This window comes from Paenibacillus phocaeensis (assembly GCF_900021165.1).
In the GTDB taxonomy this organism is placed as follows: Bacteria; Bacillota; Bacilli; order Paenibacillales; family Paenibacillaceae; genus Fontibacillus; species Fontibacillus phocaensis.
Window position 1 is genome coordinate 64,611 of the sequence record NZ_FCOQ01000038.1, and the last position, 16,408, is coordinate 81,018.

The following is a 16,408-nucleotide window of genomic DNA, read 5'->3' on the forward strand; positions in this document are numbered from 1 at the left end:
AACGGCTGCTTTTACGGCGAATAAGGTCTCTCTGTTCCGTTACGTTACGCCAACATGCAACCCAGCGATCGCCTGGCAACACTTCGCATCCCTTCGCGGTCGTGAACGAGCGCACGGTCGGTCGGGGCGCAGCACGCCGGTGAGCGCACGGCACCTGCGGCGGTCGCGCAGCACGCCAGCGCACGCCGCGCGGTCCCCGCCGCCCATCGTCCGCACGGGGCGACGCCCCCGGCTTCACCGGATGCGCAGCACCCGGGCGATCGGCGCTTCCTCGTGCCGAGCGGCGTCCGGCAGCCGAACCGTCACCCCGCCCTCCGGTGACGGGTGGAAGTCCAGCCCTTCGGCGCCGCCAACGAGGTCGATCCGGCTGATGCCGGAAGCGGGAAGCGGCAGCCGCAGCTCCTCCTCCATGGCCTCCGCGCCCTCTTGCAGCAACACCAACGCGTACCTCGTCTCTCCCTTGCGGGTGAAATACGCGTTCCCCGAAGCGTACGGTTCGCAGATCCGTGTACCGTAAATCGCTTCACCGTACACCTTCAGCCACTGGCCCAGCCCCTTCATCCGTTCGAGCGCCGGTCTCGGCAGCCGGCCGTCCGGCTGCGGGCCGACGTTCAGCGCCAGATTGCCGCCTTTGGCGACGATTTCGACAAGCAGGTGAACCAGCTCGCGGACGGATTTGTAGCTGTCGCTGTAGCTGAACGAGAACGATTGGCCCATGGTGATACAGCTCTCCCATGGGACGGTGAGCGGCCGCTCCGGCACGGTTTGCTCCGGCGTGATCAGGTTCTCGTACGGCCCGCCGACCGTGCGGTCCGCCGTCAGCAGCCACGGTTGAATCTGCCGCGCCTTCTCCACCACCTCGCCGAGCCGGATGTCCTGGCCGCCGCGCGCGTTCACCCACCCGGCGTCCAGCCATAACATGTCGATGCGGCCGTACCGGGTCATCAATTCCATGATTTGCTCATGGGTAAACTGTACGAACCGCTCCCACAGCCAACGGTATTGCTTCGGATCGTACGAAGGCCCCCGCCACATGCGGCTGCCCCGTTCCATGCCCGGCGCCCAATAATACGGCGTATGCCAATCCGCCTTGGAAAAATAGGCGGAGATCGCCAAGCCTTCGGCGCGGAACGCCTCGAACAGCTCCCGGCAGATGTCCGCATACCGGTGCGTATGGAACGGACAATCCGGCCCGGTGATCCGGTAATCGGTCGTACGGGTGTCCCACATGCAAAATCCGTCATGGTGTTTTGTCGTAAACGTCAAATAGTTGAACCCGCCCTCGGCGGCGGCTTTCGCCCAGGACTCGGGCTGAAAGCGAATCGGCTGAAACGTACGGTTCAAATCAAAATATTCCCGTTTGAACCGATCCATGTCTTCCGTCCAGTCGATGTCGTTCCGGGACCAATCCCCGTCTTCGTCGCTGAGCGCCCAGGACTCCACCAGTCCCAGCTGGGAGTAGGGTCCCCAGTGCATCATCAGGCCCAGCTTCTGATCCCGGAACCACTCCAAGCGCTCCAGGATCACCGGATCCTCCGGTCTCACCCAGTTTCGTTCGCTGCTGTAATGGTGTATGCCTTGCTCCACCGCCGATTCAGCCGCCAAAGGCGCCCCGGAGGGCGCCTCGGTCTGCGGCTCGGCCGATGGCTCCAGATTCGTCGCGGATTGCTCCTCGCTCATGGATACCTCCTTGTTTCGGTCCGAAAATGTAAGTTCACGGTTCACGGTTCACGGTTCACGGTTCACGCTTTAGCTTTAGCTTCCTTGATTCCAACGGTCATAAGCGGCCTGGTAGACTTCGGCCACGCGATCGCTGCCCATTTTCTTAAGCTGACTGATGTATTTATCCCAGTTGTCAAGCGGCTCCTGGCCGGTTACGAACTTCGCTTCCATCTGCGTTACATACGTTTTCAGGTCCGACAGCAAGGCGGAAACCTCGGATTGCTCCTCAGTGGTCAAGAAGGCGTTCGGGAACGGCGGTTTGCCAATCGGAACCAGCTTCTCCTGGGTTTGCTGCTCGATCCATTTGTCGAACTCTGTTTTGAGACCATTCGTCATTTCGCTCAGGTTAACGCCCGGCGTCAAGATGCCATAGTTCGGCGTAATCGTTCCGCGATACTCCTCGCGGTCCTTGCCGCCCGGCACCGGCAGCCATTCCTTCACTTTGTTCTCTTTGTCTTTATACTGCCACAACAATCCTTCCGGCCCTTGGGTCCACAAAGTGGCGCCTTCATAACCGTATTGGTAATCGATCCAACGCATCGTCGCTTCCGGATTCGGGTTGCTCTTCGTAATCGCGAAGGTTCCGTTAGCCGACATCCCCGGATGCTTGCCGTAAACCGGCGTACCGGCGATTTCGCTGGCGACCGGCGTCATCAGCGGATGCTCGTCGCTGGGTTCCCCGCCGAGTGTGAAGTAAGGATGGAAGTCGCTGAACAAGGCGAGTTGATTATTTTTCCCCTTGGCTTTCTTCTGATCATCGGTTTGCGAGAACGTCTCGTGATCCAGCAATTCTTCCTTCCACAAGCGGTTCATAAAGGTCAGATACCCTTTATACCCTTCTTCTTGCGGCGAGTAGTGCACTTTGTCGTCCTTATCGGCGTAAATGACCGGGTCATACATCCCCCAGAAGCCGAGGAAGAACATCCGCAGATCGTCCAGCTTGACGGACGACAGCGGGATTTCATCGGCTTGGCCGTTCCCGTTCGGGTCTTCTTCCTTTACGCGCTTCAGGTACGTGTACAGCTCTTCCGTCGTCTTTGGCTCCTCTGCATTCAATGCCTTCAGGAACTTACCGTTATACCACATCGGGCCGCGATACCACACCGCTGCGGTATCGATAAACGGCAGCGCATAAATATGGCCGTCCGTTGTTGTGATGTTCTTGCGTACGTCCGGGTTCTCGTCCAGAATCTTCTTCAGGTTGGGCGCATAGTTGTCGATCAGATCCTCCAGAGGAATCAGAATCCCTTGGCTGCCATAGGTGACTTGCTCCGCCGGGGTAATGTCGGCGGCGTACAGCATGTCCGGCAGGTCGCCGCTGGCGAAGACCAGGTTCTTCTTCGTACTGAAGCTATCGATGGGCGACGTCTGGAACTCCACTTTTATCCCCGACAGCTTCTCCATCTCTTGAATCACGGGCATGGTGTTCCAATCCGCCATCCCGGCGTCGGGAGCGAACATCGTCAGCGTCAGCGGCTCATCGACAATCGGGAACCCGTCTTTCTTGACGCCTCCGGTTTCGGACTTGGAAGCGTTCGTGCCCGAGTTCGCCCCAGTTCCTGAATTGCCTGCCGCATTGCCGCCCGCCGTATTGCCGGATGAACCGCAGGCCGCCAGCAGCGAGGCCAGCAGGAGCAAGCTCAAGGTTAGCGCTCCGCGTCTTTTTAGCTTCTGCATGAATGAATCCTCCTTTTGAATAAGGTATTGATGTATGGCAAGATCATCCCTTGACGGAACCGATCATGACACCTTGCACAAAATAACGTTGCAGGAAAGGATACACCACGATGACGGGCAGCGTGGCCACGATAATGACCGCGTATTTAACCAATGCAGCCACTTCCGCCCTATTATTCAGCGCCGTTGCCGTCGCGGCATCTATAGAGCCGGTTTGTGCCGACATCTCTTGCAGGACGAGAATTTGCCGAAGCACGAGCTGCAGCGGATATTTCGCATCGTCATTCAGGTAGATCATCGCGGAGAAGTAGCTGTTCCAGTGCCCCACCCCGAAGAACAAGGCCATGACCGCCACAATCGACGTCGACAAGGGCAGCACGATGCGGAAGAACAATCGGAAGTTGCTGCAGCCATCGATTTCCGCGGCTTCCTGCAGCTCTTTCGGAATCGTCGATTGGAAATAGGTCCGACAGACGATGAGATTCCAAACGGAGGTTGCTCCCGGCAATATCAAGGCCCACATGCTGTTCACCAAGCCCAGATCCTTGATCAGCAAATACGTGGGCACCAGCCCGCCGCTGAAGAACATCGTCACCATGAAGATGCCCATGAACAGGTTGCGTCCGACGAAGTCTCTGCGACTGAGCGAATACGCGGCCGGGATCGTCACCGCCAAATTGACTATTGTCCCCACAACGGTATACAGGATCGTGTTTCCATAACCGGTCCAGATTTGCGGATCCCGAAATACCCGTTGATACCCTTCGAAGGTGAGGCCCATCGGCCATAACCACATCTCCCCGGAAGCCACGTATTTCGGCGTGCTGATTGAAGCGCTGATAATGTACAGAATCGGATAAGCGACGACGATCAGCGCCAGAAACAGAAACGCATAGTTACAAGCCAGAAATAAGCGATCCCGCCGGGTTTCCTTAATTGCCGATACCACGTTCCCCACTCCTTTCCTCTACCATAAGCTGTTTTCGCTGGTGCGGCGGACGATCTGGTTGACGGTAATGAGCAGAATGGCGTTCACAACGGAGTTGAATAAGCCAACCGCCGTGGAGAAGCTGTACTGCGCATCCAGCAAGCCTGATCGGTATACGAAGGTTGAGATGACGTCGGACGATTCCATGTTGAGCGGGTTTTGCAGCAGCAGGATTTTTTCAAATCCCACCCCAAGCAGGCTGCCCATATTCAGGATCATCAGAATCGTAATCGTTGGCAGAATCGCCGGAATATTAATGTGACGAATCCGCTGCAGACGTGAAGCTCCATCGAGAATGGCCGCCTCGTGCAGCCCCGGATCAACCCCGGTTAGCGCCGCTAAATAAATGATGGTGCCCCAGCCGGTGCCCTGCCACACGTCAGAGAATACATAGACCGTTTTAAACCAGCGGGGATCCGTCAGGAAACTAGGCGGTGTAAACCCAAACGCTTCGATCACATTCACGATCATCCCTGTTGAAGGCGTCAGGAACGTGATGATCATTCCCGCCATGACGACCATCGAAATAAAATGCGGCGCATACGTTACGGTCTGTACCGTCCGCTTAAAGAAGCCGTCCTTCACCTCGTTAAACGCCAAGGCCAGAATAATCGGGAGCGGGAACCCTACAACCAGCCCGTAAAGGCTGATGCCCAGCGTGTTCCACAGCAGATCCCAGAAATAATAAGAATTAAAGAAACGGACGAAGTGGTCGACACCCACCCACGGACTGCCCAGAATCCCGTTCACGGGAATGAAGTTCTTGAAAGCAATCTGAATCCCGTACATCGGGACATAACTAAAGATCAGAACGCTTAGCAGGGCCGGGGCGATAAAAATGTACAGCTGCCAATTCCGGAGGATCTTTGTCCTGAGCTTCCTTTTCGGAGCGAACGAGGGGATCGGCCTGGGGTCAAGTGCGGTTGGCGCGTTTTTGTGCATCAACGACTCCTCCTTTTTCCCTGAAGTGTACCGGAGCCTTCGAACCTTCGTAAATATGTCATTTTGCGCTGCGTTAACAAATCGCCAAGACAAATTTAACAAACCCGCCGATTAACATGTCACCAAACCTGACATAACCTTGTCCTGAATCCGAAGCAGGAATATGTATTTTTTTACCGACCCTGCCAGGAGCCGCGCCGAAACTTTCCGAAGAACATGCCCCGTTAGGCAAAAATAACATGTTCCTCCCCGGGGTCCCGCTACTTTCTTCCCTTGCGTTATCCGGCAAACTCCTTTACATTCTAGATAAAAAAATAGAGCGGACAGGGGGCAGACGCAAAGTGAAGCTGAATTATTTCAAGTCTAAACTTTTTCAAAAATACACCTGGTCTTACTTGTTCATGCTGCTGGTTCCACTTGCCTTGTTATCGGTCTTCATCTATAACAGCGCGGTCCGCAATCTCCGCTCCGAAATCGAACAATCCCATCTGAATCAATTGTCTCAGGCCAAGACGATCGTCGACACCCATGTCAAGCAATTAAGCGATATCGCCTCACGGGTCGCCTACGACGTTCAGTTGGCCCGCTACCGCGTACACGACCCGTATTACAGCCTGGAAGCGATCAACGCGCTCAAGAATTACAAGGCGACCAGCCCAATCATTGGGGAGATGTTCCTGTACTTCCACGGGGATGAGAGGATTTATTCCACCGCAGGGATGACGAGTCTGGACGTGTTCCACGAGAATTATCATTTTCTCGACTGGGATGGCCCTCAGCTTGTCCAGGATTTGAATTCCGTGAAGTTTCCCGTCATTCAACCTACCGAGATGCTGAACCAGAATGGCACGATGAAGCAGTCGGTTCTGGCTTACCTGGTTCCCATTACCCCCAACAGTCCGAGTCCGCACGGGACGTTGATGTACTTGATTCAGAAGTCGGAATTGACCGGACTGATCGATACGATTCTGGGCAACTACGAGGGGTCCTCTTATATTTTCGACAACAACGGCCGCGTCATGGCCTCCAAAAACAATCAGGAACAACGGCTTCAGGGAGCGGACCTGCAAAAATTGTTTACGCTTTCAAACGGGATCCACAGCGTGGATCTAGGCGGCGTATCGCATTCGGTCGTTTCGGTCAAGTCGGACATGAACGGCTGGAAATACGTGACCTTAATGCCGAGCTCGCAGTTCCTCGGCAGCGTGCTGCATCTGCGCAGCTTGATGATCCTGCTGTTATCCGTGCTGGTTGTCGTTGGAACCGCCGCTGCATTGATCTTGGCCCGGCGCCAGTTCCATCCCATCCTCGATCTCGTCGAGTTCGCCGATTCCAAGTCCAAGCCGGGCCGACCGGCTGCCGAGCCGCGGAAGGCCGGCAATGAGCTGGACCGGATCCGCACGGCGCTGCAGGAATACAGCTCGCGCGCCGATTTGCAGGAGCCGTACGCGCGCAACCATTTCCTATTAATGCTGCTGAAATACGGAAATGCCCGAAGCCTGGTGCCACAGCTGTTAAGCTCGCTGGAGATCAACCTGGACAAAACGCATTACTTCGCCATGGTGATCGGCCGGGATGAGGGATCCAAGAGCCGGCTGGACAGCCACGACTGGCAGGCGATGATCGGCCGGCTGGCTGCAGCGGAAATCCCCGAATACGGCGCATGCCTGTATAGTGTCGAGCTGCCCAAGCCGGAACAAATCGCGCTGATCGTCGGCTTCGATAAAGGCGATTTCTGGTCCGGGCCCGATCCGTTCCGCCGGATCGTACATCGCATCCACGACGACCTGCTGGAGCGGTTCCGCATCGATCCTGTGATCGGCGTTGGGACTTATTACAACGATCCCGATCAGTTGAACCAGTCGTTCATCGAGGCATGCTCGGCCTTCGAATCCCGGATGTTTGCCGGGCACGGCAGCATCACGTTCTTCGAGAAGTTGTCCCATGCCCCGGGAGAAACCACCTGGGTGCCAAAGAACGAACTGCTGAAGTTGTCCCAAAGCTTGAAGCAAGGCAGCTACGAGGTGGCGGCCCAAACGATCAGCGAGGCGATGCCTATTCTGCGGGTTCCGGATCTCACCGTCGAGATGAAGCGCTGCATCAGCTTTGACATCTTGAATACGATTCTTCGCACCGGGATGGAGATGGGCGTGCGGGATTGGACCCCTGATATTCCCGGCTCCGACGCGTTTAATTCCCTGCAGGATCTGGAGCGCCACTTCCTCCGCCTTGCTTCCCGCATCTGCGAGCTCGCCCTGCAAAAGGAACGCAAGGAAGAACACTCCCTGATGGACCGGATCATCGCTTATATCGACAGCAATTATATGGACCATGCGTTAAGCCTGGAGGCGATCTCCTGCAAATATTCGATTTCGGTTTCCTATTTCAGCCGCTCCTTCAAGGACCAGATGGGGATCAACTTCGTCCAGTACATTTGGCAAAAAAGACTGATGGCGGTCATGAACGACCTGACCTCGACCAATGATCCGCTGAAAGACATTATTCAGCGGGTCGGCTACCTCGACACGCCTAACTTCATCCGCAGGTTCAAGAAGGAAACCGGCCTGACTCCGGGCCAGTATCGCAAGCTGTACTCGCAGCCGGAGACAAGCGAACCGCCGCTGTCGGACTCGGCTGGCGTCGGGTAAGCCTTGCGCAGTACCAAAAAGGCAGTCTAAGCTTCTTTAATCGCTTAGACTGCCTTTTCCTACGTTCATCTCTAATTTTACGAGGATTTACCGCAGCATTTCTTGTATTTCAACCCGCTTCCGCATGGGCAAGGTTCGTTGCGGCCGATCTTGGTTGATTTGGCCTGCTTGACAACATGTCCGCGGATGAAAGGCGTCGCCTCCGGAGGATTCCCGGGCTTGTCCACCTGCAACCGGCGCAGCTCGTCCAGCGTATGACCGGCGTTAGTCCACATGCGGGTGTGGTCGTAGACGTCAGCAATAAGGGCAACCGCTTGCTGTGCCTGCTTCTGAGACTTAAATTCCAGGTTCCGCCTCTCGAACTCGTAGAGAAGATCCTCCAGGGAGGCTTCCATCGAGCAGCCAAGCTGAATGTCGTCGACCAAATATTCGGCGATCTCCCGATCCAGGCGGAACTCCTTTGTCACGAAGTCCCTCAACGCCGCAAGCTGCGGAGTCATCTCGAAGTAATCCGGGTCCGCATATTTGAGGAGCTCTTGCTTGTCCGGCACATAATAAGGTTTCTCCTGCACTTTGTTGCTGAGTTCGTCAAACTCATTGACTTCCATGTCGTACGATGCGATAACTCCTCGCCGCAGCTCGAAGTACTGATCCTTCCGAACGAGGAATTGCTCTAGATGCTGCAGCAATTCCTCTTCCGATACGGGATCCTCGCTGTTCTGCGCGTTGATGATCTCAACCAGCTTGGCCGGGGGGATAACCCCGTACAAGTTGGTCGCCGCCATCAGGTAATTGTAGAGCTCGTGGCTTCGATGCAGCGCCTTCCGGAAAGCCGGTTGGTCCAGCTTCCGGAAGGCGGACTTCACTTCGTCCGGAATAACCAGGTGCAGCCGGTTGTCCGCGAAGAAAGTAAACAGCATGCCATAGTGCAGGAAGTAAGAGTAGTATCCGAACGGCGTTGCGTTGCTTGGCTGATAGGAACCGTCCAGCAGCGAGCGAAACAGTTCCCATTCCTTGGGCCGGCTATTGAGGAAGGTCGCTTGAAGCGTCTCGGGATCCTCAATGCGGTCCTGCACAGCGGCAACCAGCTCCTCCTTCTTCATTTTCGAGCGGCCGGAGATGTTATAGGTCGAGGCCAACACGGCCAGCCTGGTTTTGGCGAGGCTTGGCAGGATATCCGCCAAACGCGGCATGGCTTCGCCAATGATGGCATGCTTTATATTGTGTTCCTCCAGCATTTGATGAGTAACATCGATCATTTCAAAACGACTCCTTCTTGATTTCATTCAAACGGATATTTCAGACCCCACTGCCCGCGAATTTGATCCATCAGACGCAGGATGGACAGCGATTCATCCAGCGAGATGTCGCTGCTCTCGGTCAACCCCGCATGCAGCGCTTGGCCAACGGCCTCCGCTTCATAAGTATATCCCTTAAAGACCCGGTCATCGCGAACCGTCTCAGGCTCTTCTCCATCGACGTACAACGTGGCCGAGGTCGCGTTAAGAAACCCGGGAACGTAAATCTTGCCGTTCGTCCCATGGATATAGGCATCGTTGCCGATCGCCAGGCGAACGGCGCCGTTCAAAGAGGCGGTTGCCCCGTTCCCGTAGGTAAGCAGCACGGAGAAGTGTTCGTCGACTCCGGTTGCCCCGAGATGGGCCGAGCTTTGCACGCTTTGCGGATGCGGGCCGAGCACCATGGAGGCGAACGAAATCGGGTAGATGCCGGCATCCAGCAGCGCCCCGCCGCCAAGCGCCGGATTCAGCAGCCGTCCGGCCGGATTCCAGCCGGCATCGAAGCCGAAATCGGCCTTGACCAGCCGCACCTCGCCAATCCGTCCCGCCGCCAGCCATTCCCGCACACGGCGAATGACCGGCAGGAACCGCGTCCACATCGCTTCCATCAGGAACAGCTTGCGCTCGCGGGCGTAGGCGACCAACTCCTCCAGCTCGGAAGCATTTACCGTAAACGGCTTCTCGCAGAGAACCGCCTTGCCCGCCCGCAGCGCGGTCATGACGTTCTCCTTGTGGTACGGATGCGGCGTCGCTACATAAACGGCATCCACATCCGGGTCGGCGACCAGTTCCTCATAACTTCCGTACGCTTTCGGAATCCCAAACTTCGCGGCGAACGCCTCCGCTTTCTCCAGGTTTCTCGAGCCGATGGCATACGCTTCCCCGTTCTTGGCATGAGCCAGATCCCCCGCAAACGATTCGGCGATGCTGCCGGCCGCCATAATCCCCCACTTGATTATCGCTTCTCCCATTGACCTTCCTCCTTCGTCGCAATCCTTCCTTAACTTGATTATACCTTTTAACACAAGTTGAGGAAACGGAGCGAATGGGAGCGGAACCATTTCCTGGATTGAATCGCGGGGCCAGTTCCTTGTGGGGACGGCTGAAATGTTGCATTTCCTGCATAATTTCCTTCCCACTTTTGGCTCATCGGGATGAAATGTTGCACAAACTGCAGCATTTCAAAGACAAAAAGCCTAGATGCTCCAAAAATCCTGCAGTTTTTGCAACATTACGTGTCAAACGCCCGTGCCCCTGTAATTTTGTTGCACAAATCGCAACATTTTGATTCCATCCCGCATCAGCGGCTGCGTGCGCTCGGGCTGGGCTCCCCAATATGGTATAATCGATTAGCGCGGGACGAAGCGTTGTCATCTCCCGCAATTTCGCTAGTTGAGAGGTTGGGCAGCATGCTGACGTTTGAGCAGAAATTGGAAGTCCTCAAGTCGTTCCCCGAGCTGGAGCAAAGGAACGTATCGCTGGGGCGAGTTAATTTTCACTATGAAAACAGCGCTTATGATAAAAAAACCGTCGTCTACCACCTGCACCCAAACGGGAACGGTTATGTTTACGCCGGCTTGCTGGACGGTTATGAGACGGATGACAAAGGGTTCGTCAACATTCGGGAAATGGCCGAGCCGGAGCTGCGCCGCCTGGTTCGGGCGTCGATTGACGCATTGTCCGTTCGAGAGGACGAAGAGAGCGGCGCATCGCGATCTGCGACCCCCGCGGAAGCTCCCCCTCGGAACGCATCGACCGGAGGCGTGTGGACCAATGCCAAGGGGGAGAAGCTGACGCTCAAATACGAAGACGACCTGTGGTATATCTACTCCGGCCTGAGCCTGGAGATGGCTTTCGAAACCCGCGAGGAGGCCGGGGAATATTTGGCGGAGGAAGGTTTTTCCCCCAGCAAGAATTAACCGGACAACCCCTATAGCTAAGCTAAAATCATCACGGCCATGCCCTTCCGGGGCATGGTTTTTTGCTGTTGCCAAAAAAAGTTTGAATTTGTTCATTAAATTGTTTGATTTTTGACACAAAATGTTCAATAATTAAATCAGACACAAATTGTTCACAATTTGTTTGACCAGTGAAATGTAAAGGAGCGAATCCTCATGTGGCAACCGGAGAAATTGAAAGGCAACGCTTTCCTGTGGATTGTTGGTCTGGGCGTATTTTATGCGGTGTTCTACACGGTATTTACCCTTCTCTCGATTCACGGTCAATAAGTCGCTCAATGATGTAACCGTTATCACCGCCTAGAATGTCAATTCCCGTTCTTACGCTTAAGTCGATAACGTTAACGACCCTTGTCCCAAGCATACATGCCGCCTAGCCGGTGGGGTTCCCCTTCCGCGCGAAGCGGCGTTTTTGTTTTTGGCCGGACAAGAGAAGCCGGGTATAATAATACACGATGTTACTTGACCCGATCATCCCCCCATCAACCTGAACCAAAGGAGTTCTCAACTTGAAAAACCTGCTCGTCACCGGTTACCGCGCCCATGAGCTCGGCATCTACAACCAGAAGCACCCCGGCATTCCTTATATTCGCCAAGCCATTGCAAGCCGCCTTATTCCCCTGTTGGAGGAAGGGCTGGAGTGGGTTATCACCCCCGGCCAATACGGCGTCGACCTGTGGGCTTGCGAGGTTGTCTTCGACTTGAAGAAACGGTATCCGCAACTGAAATGCTCGATCATCACCGCCTATAGTCACCAAGAAGAGAAATGGAACGACGAGAAAAAAAGCTACTACGAACAAATCCTCCGCCAGGTCGACCATTATGCGGCTGCGAGCAAGGAAGGGTACCTAGGTCGTTGGCAGTTTACCGCCCGGGACGAGCTGTTGTTCCGCAAAACGGACGGGCTGTTGCTCATTTATGACGAAGATGCCGGGGAAGCCAGCCCGAAATTTTTCAAGGAACGCGCCTTGAAGAAACAAGCCCAAGACGGCTACGTCTACCTCAATATCGGCTCCGAAGAAATTCAGGCAATCGCAAATGAAGAACAGGAACAGTCGGTGGATATCGATGATAGCCCGGAATACGGCTCGGACTACTGAATTTGGCCGCCTGCTTAGATGCTGGCGGCCAAAACCATACGGATTACATCCCCACCAAAGCGGAAATCGCCGCGAACACGGCCGCGATAATCCACAGGAGGACAAAGAGCTTGATGATCACCTTGAACCATTGGCCGAAATTAATGCGGGCGATGGCCAGGCCGGCCAGCAGCACCCCGCCTGTCGGAGAAATCAGGTTGGTCAGGCCGTTACCGAACTGGTATGCCGTCACGATCGCCTCGCGATTAATCCCAACTAGGTCGCCGAGCGGCGCCAGTACCGGCATCGTCAACGCCGCTTCGCCGGAAGAGGACGGTACCAGGAAGGTGATGATGTTGTGCATCAGCAGCATGATGGTCGTAAAGGCATAGCTCGGCAGATCCTTCAACATATTCGCCAGGGAATTCAGAATCGTATCAATGATCATGCCGTTCTCCGCGATAACCAGAATCCCGCGGGCGAGACCGATAATGAAGGCGGCATAAACGAATTCGCCGCAGCCTTTGACGAAATTCTCCGCCATCTCGCGTTGGCTCATCTTCGACACGATCCCGGCAAACAGACCCAGCGCAAAGAATACCGCACCAATTTCGGTCATATACCAGCCTTTCTCCAGAATCCCCCAGACGATCAAGCCCAAAGTGGCCACAAATCCGCCAATAATCAACTTGTCCCGTACGGAAAAAACGACCGCCTCGCCGGTATCTTCCTTGAGGAACAACGGGCGGGTAAGCAAATCGTTCTTGAAGACGATCGATTTCTCCGGATTCTTCTTGACCCGGTGCGCATACCACATCGTAAACGCGATCGAAACGCCCGTAAACACGATCCATTCGATAAACCGCAGCCACAACTGCGGATTCCCGTGTACGCCGGCCACCCCCTGGGCGATCAGGACCGAAAACGGATTGGTCGTGGAGCCGACATACCCGATTTGTGTGCCCAGAAACAGGATCAAGATCGCGGTCATCGAGTCGAATCCCAGCGCAAACATCAGCGAGATGAAAATCGCGTACAAAGGAATCGTTTCCTCACTCATCCCAAACGTGGAGCCGCCGAGACTGAAGATCACCATGGCGATCGGGATGACGAGAATTCCCTTGGTTTTCAGCCGTCTGGCCAAGGCTAGCAGCGCCCGGTCAATCGCACCGGTCTGTAAAATGATGCCAAAGGCTCCGCCGACGACCAACACGAACGCCACAACGTCCACCGCATTGATCACGCCTTCCATCGGCGCGCTTAAAATCTGCGGAATCCCCTGGCGCAAGCCTCCGTCATCCCCGCTTTTCGGTACGGTATGGTACGTTCCCGGAACGATAACCGATTTGGTCATACCGTCCACCGTCACCTCTTCCCGCTCGAACTGCCCGCTTGGGACGACCCAGGTCAGCGCGGCCATCAGGATAATGATGCCGAAGATCAACGTGTAGCTATGGGGCAGAGACCATTTCCGTTTTTTATTTTCCGCTTCCATATTAATCCCTCATTCCGGATTGGTTTAAGCTCTGTGTATCGTTATAAGACGTCTTATCAAAAATGGCATGAATCCGTGATTTGCCCCACCTTGTCGTGAATTACCAAACCGCCGGCGACCGTCAATATCGCCTGAGCGTTTCGCAAGTCCGATACCGGGGTTAGCAGTAAATTACGGTCGAAAACAGCGATGTCGGCATATTTTCCCGGTGTTAGCGTCCCTGTGTTCTCTTCCATATAACCATGCTTCGCACCGTTGACAGTCCAGGCTTTCAGCACTTCCGCTCTCGGCATTCCCCTCTCGGGATACCATCCGCCCTCGGGTGACGCATCCGGAAATAGACGGGCGCTTGCGGCGTAGAGCGAATCCGGCACGCTCGTTATGAACAACGGCAGATCCGTGCCGATCGTCACCGTCACGCCCGCATCCAGCAGCGCTTTATAATTGTAGAAGCGGGACTCGTTGCTTTTTCCCGCCACTTCGGCCATATAGGACTGCTCATGGGATGGGTTGAGCAGCAAAATCTGGGCATATACTTCGGCAAAAATCCCTGCTTCCGCCATCCTCGTCAAATCGTCGGGATGGGGATACTCAAGATCGCTGATCGAATGCCGGATGTCCCGGTCTCCGTTCACCTTGCGGCATTTCTCCAGGATTGAAACCGCCCTGCGAATCGCCGCGTCTCCTTCGGCGGTTAACGTGCATTTCATGCCGTGGCGGTCCGCTTCCATGACCGCGGCTTCGATCGCCTCGTAGTCGATCGGCTTCAGGTTCGTCACTCCCGGCATATCCGCATATGGCTCCAGCATGTCTCCGGTGTGGTCAGCCACTACGCCGTCTACCATCACCTTATAGCCCTGGAACCGCAGCCAGTCGCCGTTATAGCGTGCTTTACACTTCAACCCGAATGCGATGTTCAGCGGCTCTAAAACAGGCTCCAATGCAAAGTGGACACGCAGCGGCAGCCGGCCGGACTCCGCCAGTTCCGTTAAGACGGGCAGCAAACCGGCATAGTCGTCGAACCCGATGTCTTTGATCGAGGTTACGCCACACCCGGCGAGCATTCGGCAAAATGCCAGGAACTCGGCCTCCACCAGTTCCCGGTCTTGCAGCATATCCCGCAGCAGCAGCGCTCGATCCTCCGCACTGCAGCGATCTGGCGCGAATCCGTATTTGCTGATCGCCTGCCCGTTCATCCAGCAATAGCTTTTGGAACGGTTGATCGCGATGACCGCCCGGTCGGGGAAAGCCGCATCCAACGGTTCTTGCTTCGGCAGGCCGCCCCAGGCATCGGCATCCCATCCGAAAGCGTATACATTTTCGCCTGCGGGCAAGGTTTCGGCATACCGGGTCAGCATAAGCAGCGCCTCGCCGCTAGATACCGAAGCCGATAAGTCCAGACCGCGATGCATCGAGAGGTATCCGGTAAAGAACACATGATTATCGTGAATCCCGGGCATGACCAGCCCGTCTCCCAACTCGTAAACCTTCGTTTTTGGCCCAATCCATTCCGCCGCCGCGTTCTTCGGTCCCACCGCGCAGATCATCTCGCCGGCTACGGCTACAAACCCGGGACCCGCCTCGTCCTCCGTTCCCGTGAAAACGGCGTTTGATATTAACACGATATCGGCATAGGCGCCGTTCATCGCTTCCATACTTATCCCACCTTCTTGTTGCATCCACGTAACAACTCCTTACATGAGGGTATGAAAAATTGCATCCGCCCTTTTCTAATACGTATTATAACGTTATAATACAGGTGATACTGCCCCGCTTATTTGATAAAAGACCTTCAAAGGCGGGACTTCGGCAAAAGGGCGGAAGCGGTCAAAGCGTAAACTGATAACGATCCCCGATGATATATTGCTTACCGACATGAACGGGCAACCCTTGATCATCGCAAATCACCGTTTTCATGTAAAACAGGGGTTTCCCGATCTCGGTTTCCAGCAGTTTGGCTTGTTCTTCATCCGCCAGCACGATTTCCAGCGTCGTCTCTCCCGGCTGATTCGGATCGATCCCGTATTTATTCCGCAGCAGCTCGTACAGCGAGCCCTTCAGCGGTTCATCGAGCAAAAAGGAATACCGCCGCTCCGGGTAGTAATTGTTCTCCAGCATAAGCGGGCTGTCTCCGGCGTATCTTTTCCGCTGAATATAAATCGCCTTCTCCCCTTCTCCCAACTGAAGAGCGTGCTGGAGCTCAGGATCGGGAGCCACGATTTCCTTTTGGGTCACCTCGCTGCGGGAAGTATATCCGTTTGCTTTGCATGCTGCCGTAAATCCGATCACATGCTCGATTTTCCGGCCGATTTTGGCATGGCTGACAAAGGTTCCTTTGCCCTGCCGTTTGGTTAAATAGCCTTCATGAACCAGTTCCTCGATCGCTTTCCGAACGGTGATGCGGCTGACGTTATAATGCTCGCTGAGCTCCGTCTCCGTCGGGATTTTCTCCCCCTGCTGGAACGTGCCGTTGAATATATTCGATTGGATCGCTTTCTTCAGTTGGATATATAAAGGTTCGGGATGATCTGCATTTAACATGGTTACCTCGCTTGTTATATAACGTTATATTCTCTCTTAAAGCGTATCAAACGTTTTCAA

Annotated in this window: 12 protein-coding genes; 3 read left to right on the plus strand and 9 right to left on the minus strand. The window is 55.1% G+C overall.

What is annotated here, in order from left to right:
* Positions 1-234: 234 nt before the first annotated feature.
* From BN3795_RS23825 to BN3795_RS23840, 4 genes are all read right to left on the minus strand, one after another.
* Positions 235-1,680 (minus strand): alpha-L-fucosidase, encoded by a 1,446-nt coding sequence (locus tag BN3795_RS23825; RefSeq protein ID WP_110945362.1) that lies wholly within the window; start codon positions 1,678-1,680, stop codon positions 235-237.
* A 75-nt stretch (positions 1,681-1,755) separates the two neighbouring features.
* On the minus strand, positions 1,756-3,399 hold the full coding sequence (locus BN3795_RS23830) for an extracellular solute-binding protein (protein WP_068787162.1): 1,644 nt from the start codon (positions 3,397-3,399) through the stop codon (positions 1,756-1,758).
* 43 nt (positions 3,400-3,442) lie between these two features.
* Positions 3,443-4,348: a carbohydrate ABC transporter permease gene (locus BN3795_RS23835; RefSeq protein WP_068787163.1), complete on the minus strand. Its 906-nt coding sequence runs from the start codon at positions 4,346-4,348 to the stop codon at positions 3,443-3,445.
* Between the two features lie 18 nt (positions 4,349-4,366).
* Positions 4,367-5,329 carry an ABC transporter permease gene (locus tag BN3795_RS23840; RefSeq protein WP_068787164.1) on the minus strand — a complete coding sequence of 321 codons (963 nt, stop codon included), beginning with the start codon at positions 5,327-5,329 and terminating at the stop codon, positions 4,367-4,369.
* A gap of 341 nt (positions 5,330-5,670) precedes the next feature.
* Here BN3795_RS23840 and BN3795_RS23845 point away from each other — a divergent pair, with 341 nt between their 5' ends.
* On the plus strand, positions 5,671-7,977 hold the full coding sequence (locus BN3795_RS23845) for a helix-turn-helix domain-containing protein (RefSeq protein ID WP_068787165.1): 2,307 nt from the start codon (positions 5,671-5,673) through the stop codon (positions 7,975-7,977).
* 77 nt (positions 7,978-8,054) lie between these two features.
* On the opposite strand, the gene BN3795_RS23850 is transcribed toward BN3795_RS23845, so the two are convergent.
* Positions 8,055-9,236, minus strand: a complete 1,182-nt coding sequence (locus BN3795_RS23850; protein WP_068787166.1) for a YecA family protein — start codon at positions 9,234-9,236, stop codon at positions 8,055-8,057.
* Positions 9,237-9,259: 23 nt separating this feature from the next.
* Positions 9,260-10,246 carry a Gfo/Idh/MocA family protein gene (locus BN3795_RS23855; RefSeq protein ID WP_068787167.1) on the minus strand — a complete coding sequence of 329 codons (987 nt, stop codon included), beginning with the start codon at positions 10,244-10,246 and terminating at the stop codon, positions 9,260-9,262.
* A gap of 438 nt (positions 10,247-10,684) precedes the next feature.
* On the opposite strand from BN3795_RS23855, the gene BN3795_RS23860 reads away from it, so the two are divergent.
* Entirely contained in the window at positions 10,685-11,194 is a 510-nt protein-coding gene (locus BN3795_RS23860; protein WP_068787168.1) for a hypothetical protein, read from the plus strand.
* Between the two features lie 548 nt (positions 11,195-11,742).
* On the plus strand, positions 11,743-12,333 hold the full coding sequence (locus BN3795_RS23865; protein ID WP_068787169.1) for a DUF1273 domain-containing protein: 591 nt from the start codon (positions 11,743-11,745) through the stop codon (positions 12,331-12,333).
* Positions 12,334-12,376: 43 nt separating this feature from the next.
* On the opposite strand, the gene BN3795_RS23870 is transcribed toward BN3795_RS23865, so the two are convergent.
* The 3 genes from BN3795_RS23870 to BN3795_RS23880 all read right to left on the minus strand — a co-directional run bounded on the left by BN3795_RS23870 (position 12,377) and on the right by BN3795_RS23880 (position 16,348).
* On the minus strand, positions 12,377-13,807 hold the full coding sequence (locus tag BN3795_RS23870; protein WP_068787170.1) for a YfcC family protein: 1,431 nt from the start codon (positions 13,805-13,807) through the stop codon (positions 12,377-12,379).
* 56 nt (positions 13,808-13,863) lie between these two features.
* A complete protein-coding gene (locus BN3795_RS23875) occupies positions 13,864-15,486 on the minus strand; it encodes an amidohydrolase (protein WP_232730030.1) in 1,623 nt (540 codons plus the stop codon).
* A gap of 148 nt (positions 15,487-15,634) precedes the next feature.
* Positions 15,635-16,348 carry a GntR family transcriptional regulator gene (locus BN3795_RS23880; RefSeq protein ID WP_068787172.1) on the minus strand — a complete coding sequence of 238 codons (714 nt, stop codon included), beginning with the start codon at positions 16,346-16,348 and terminating at the stop codon, positions 15,635-15,637.
* Positions 16,349-16,408: the final 60 nt, after the last annotated feature.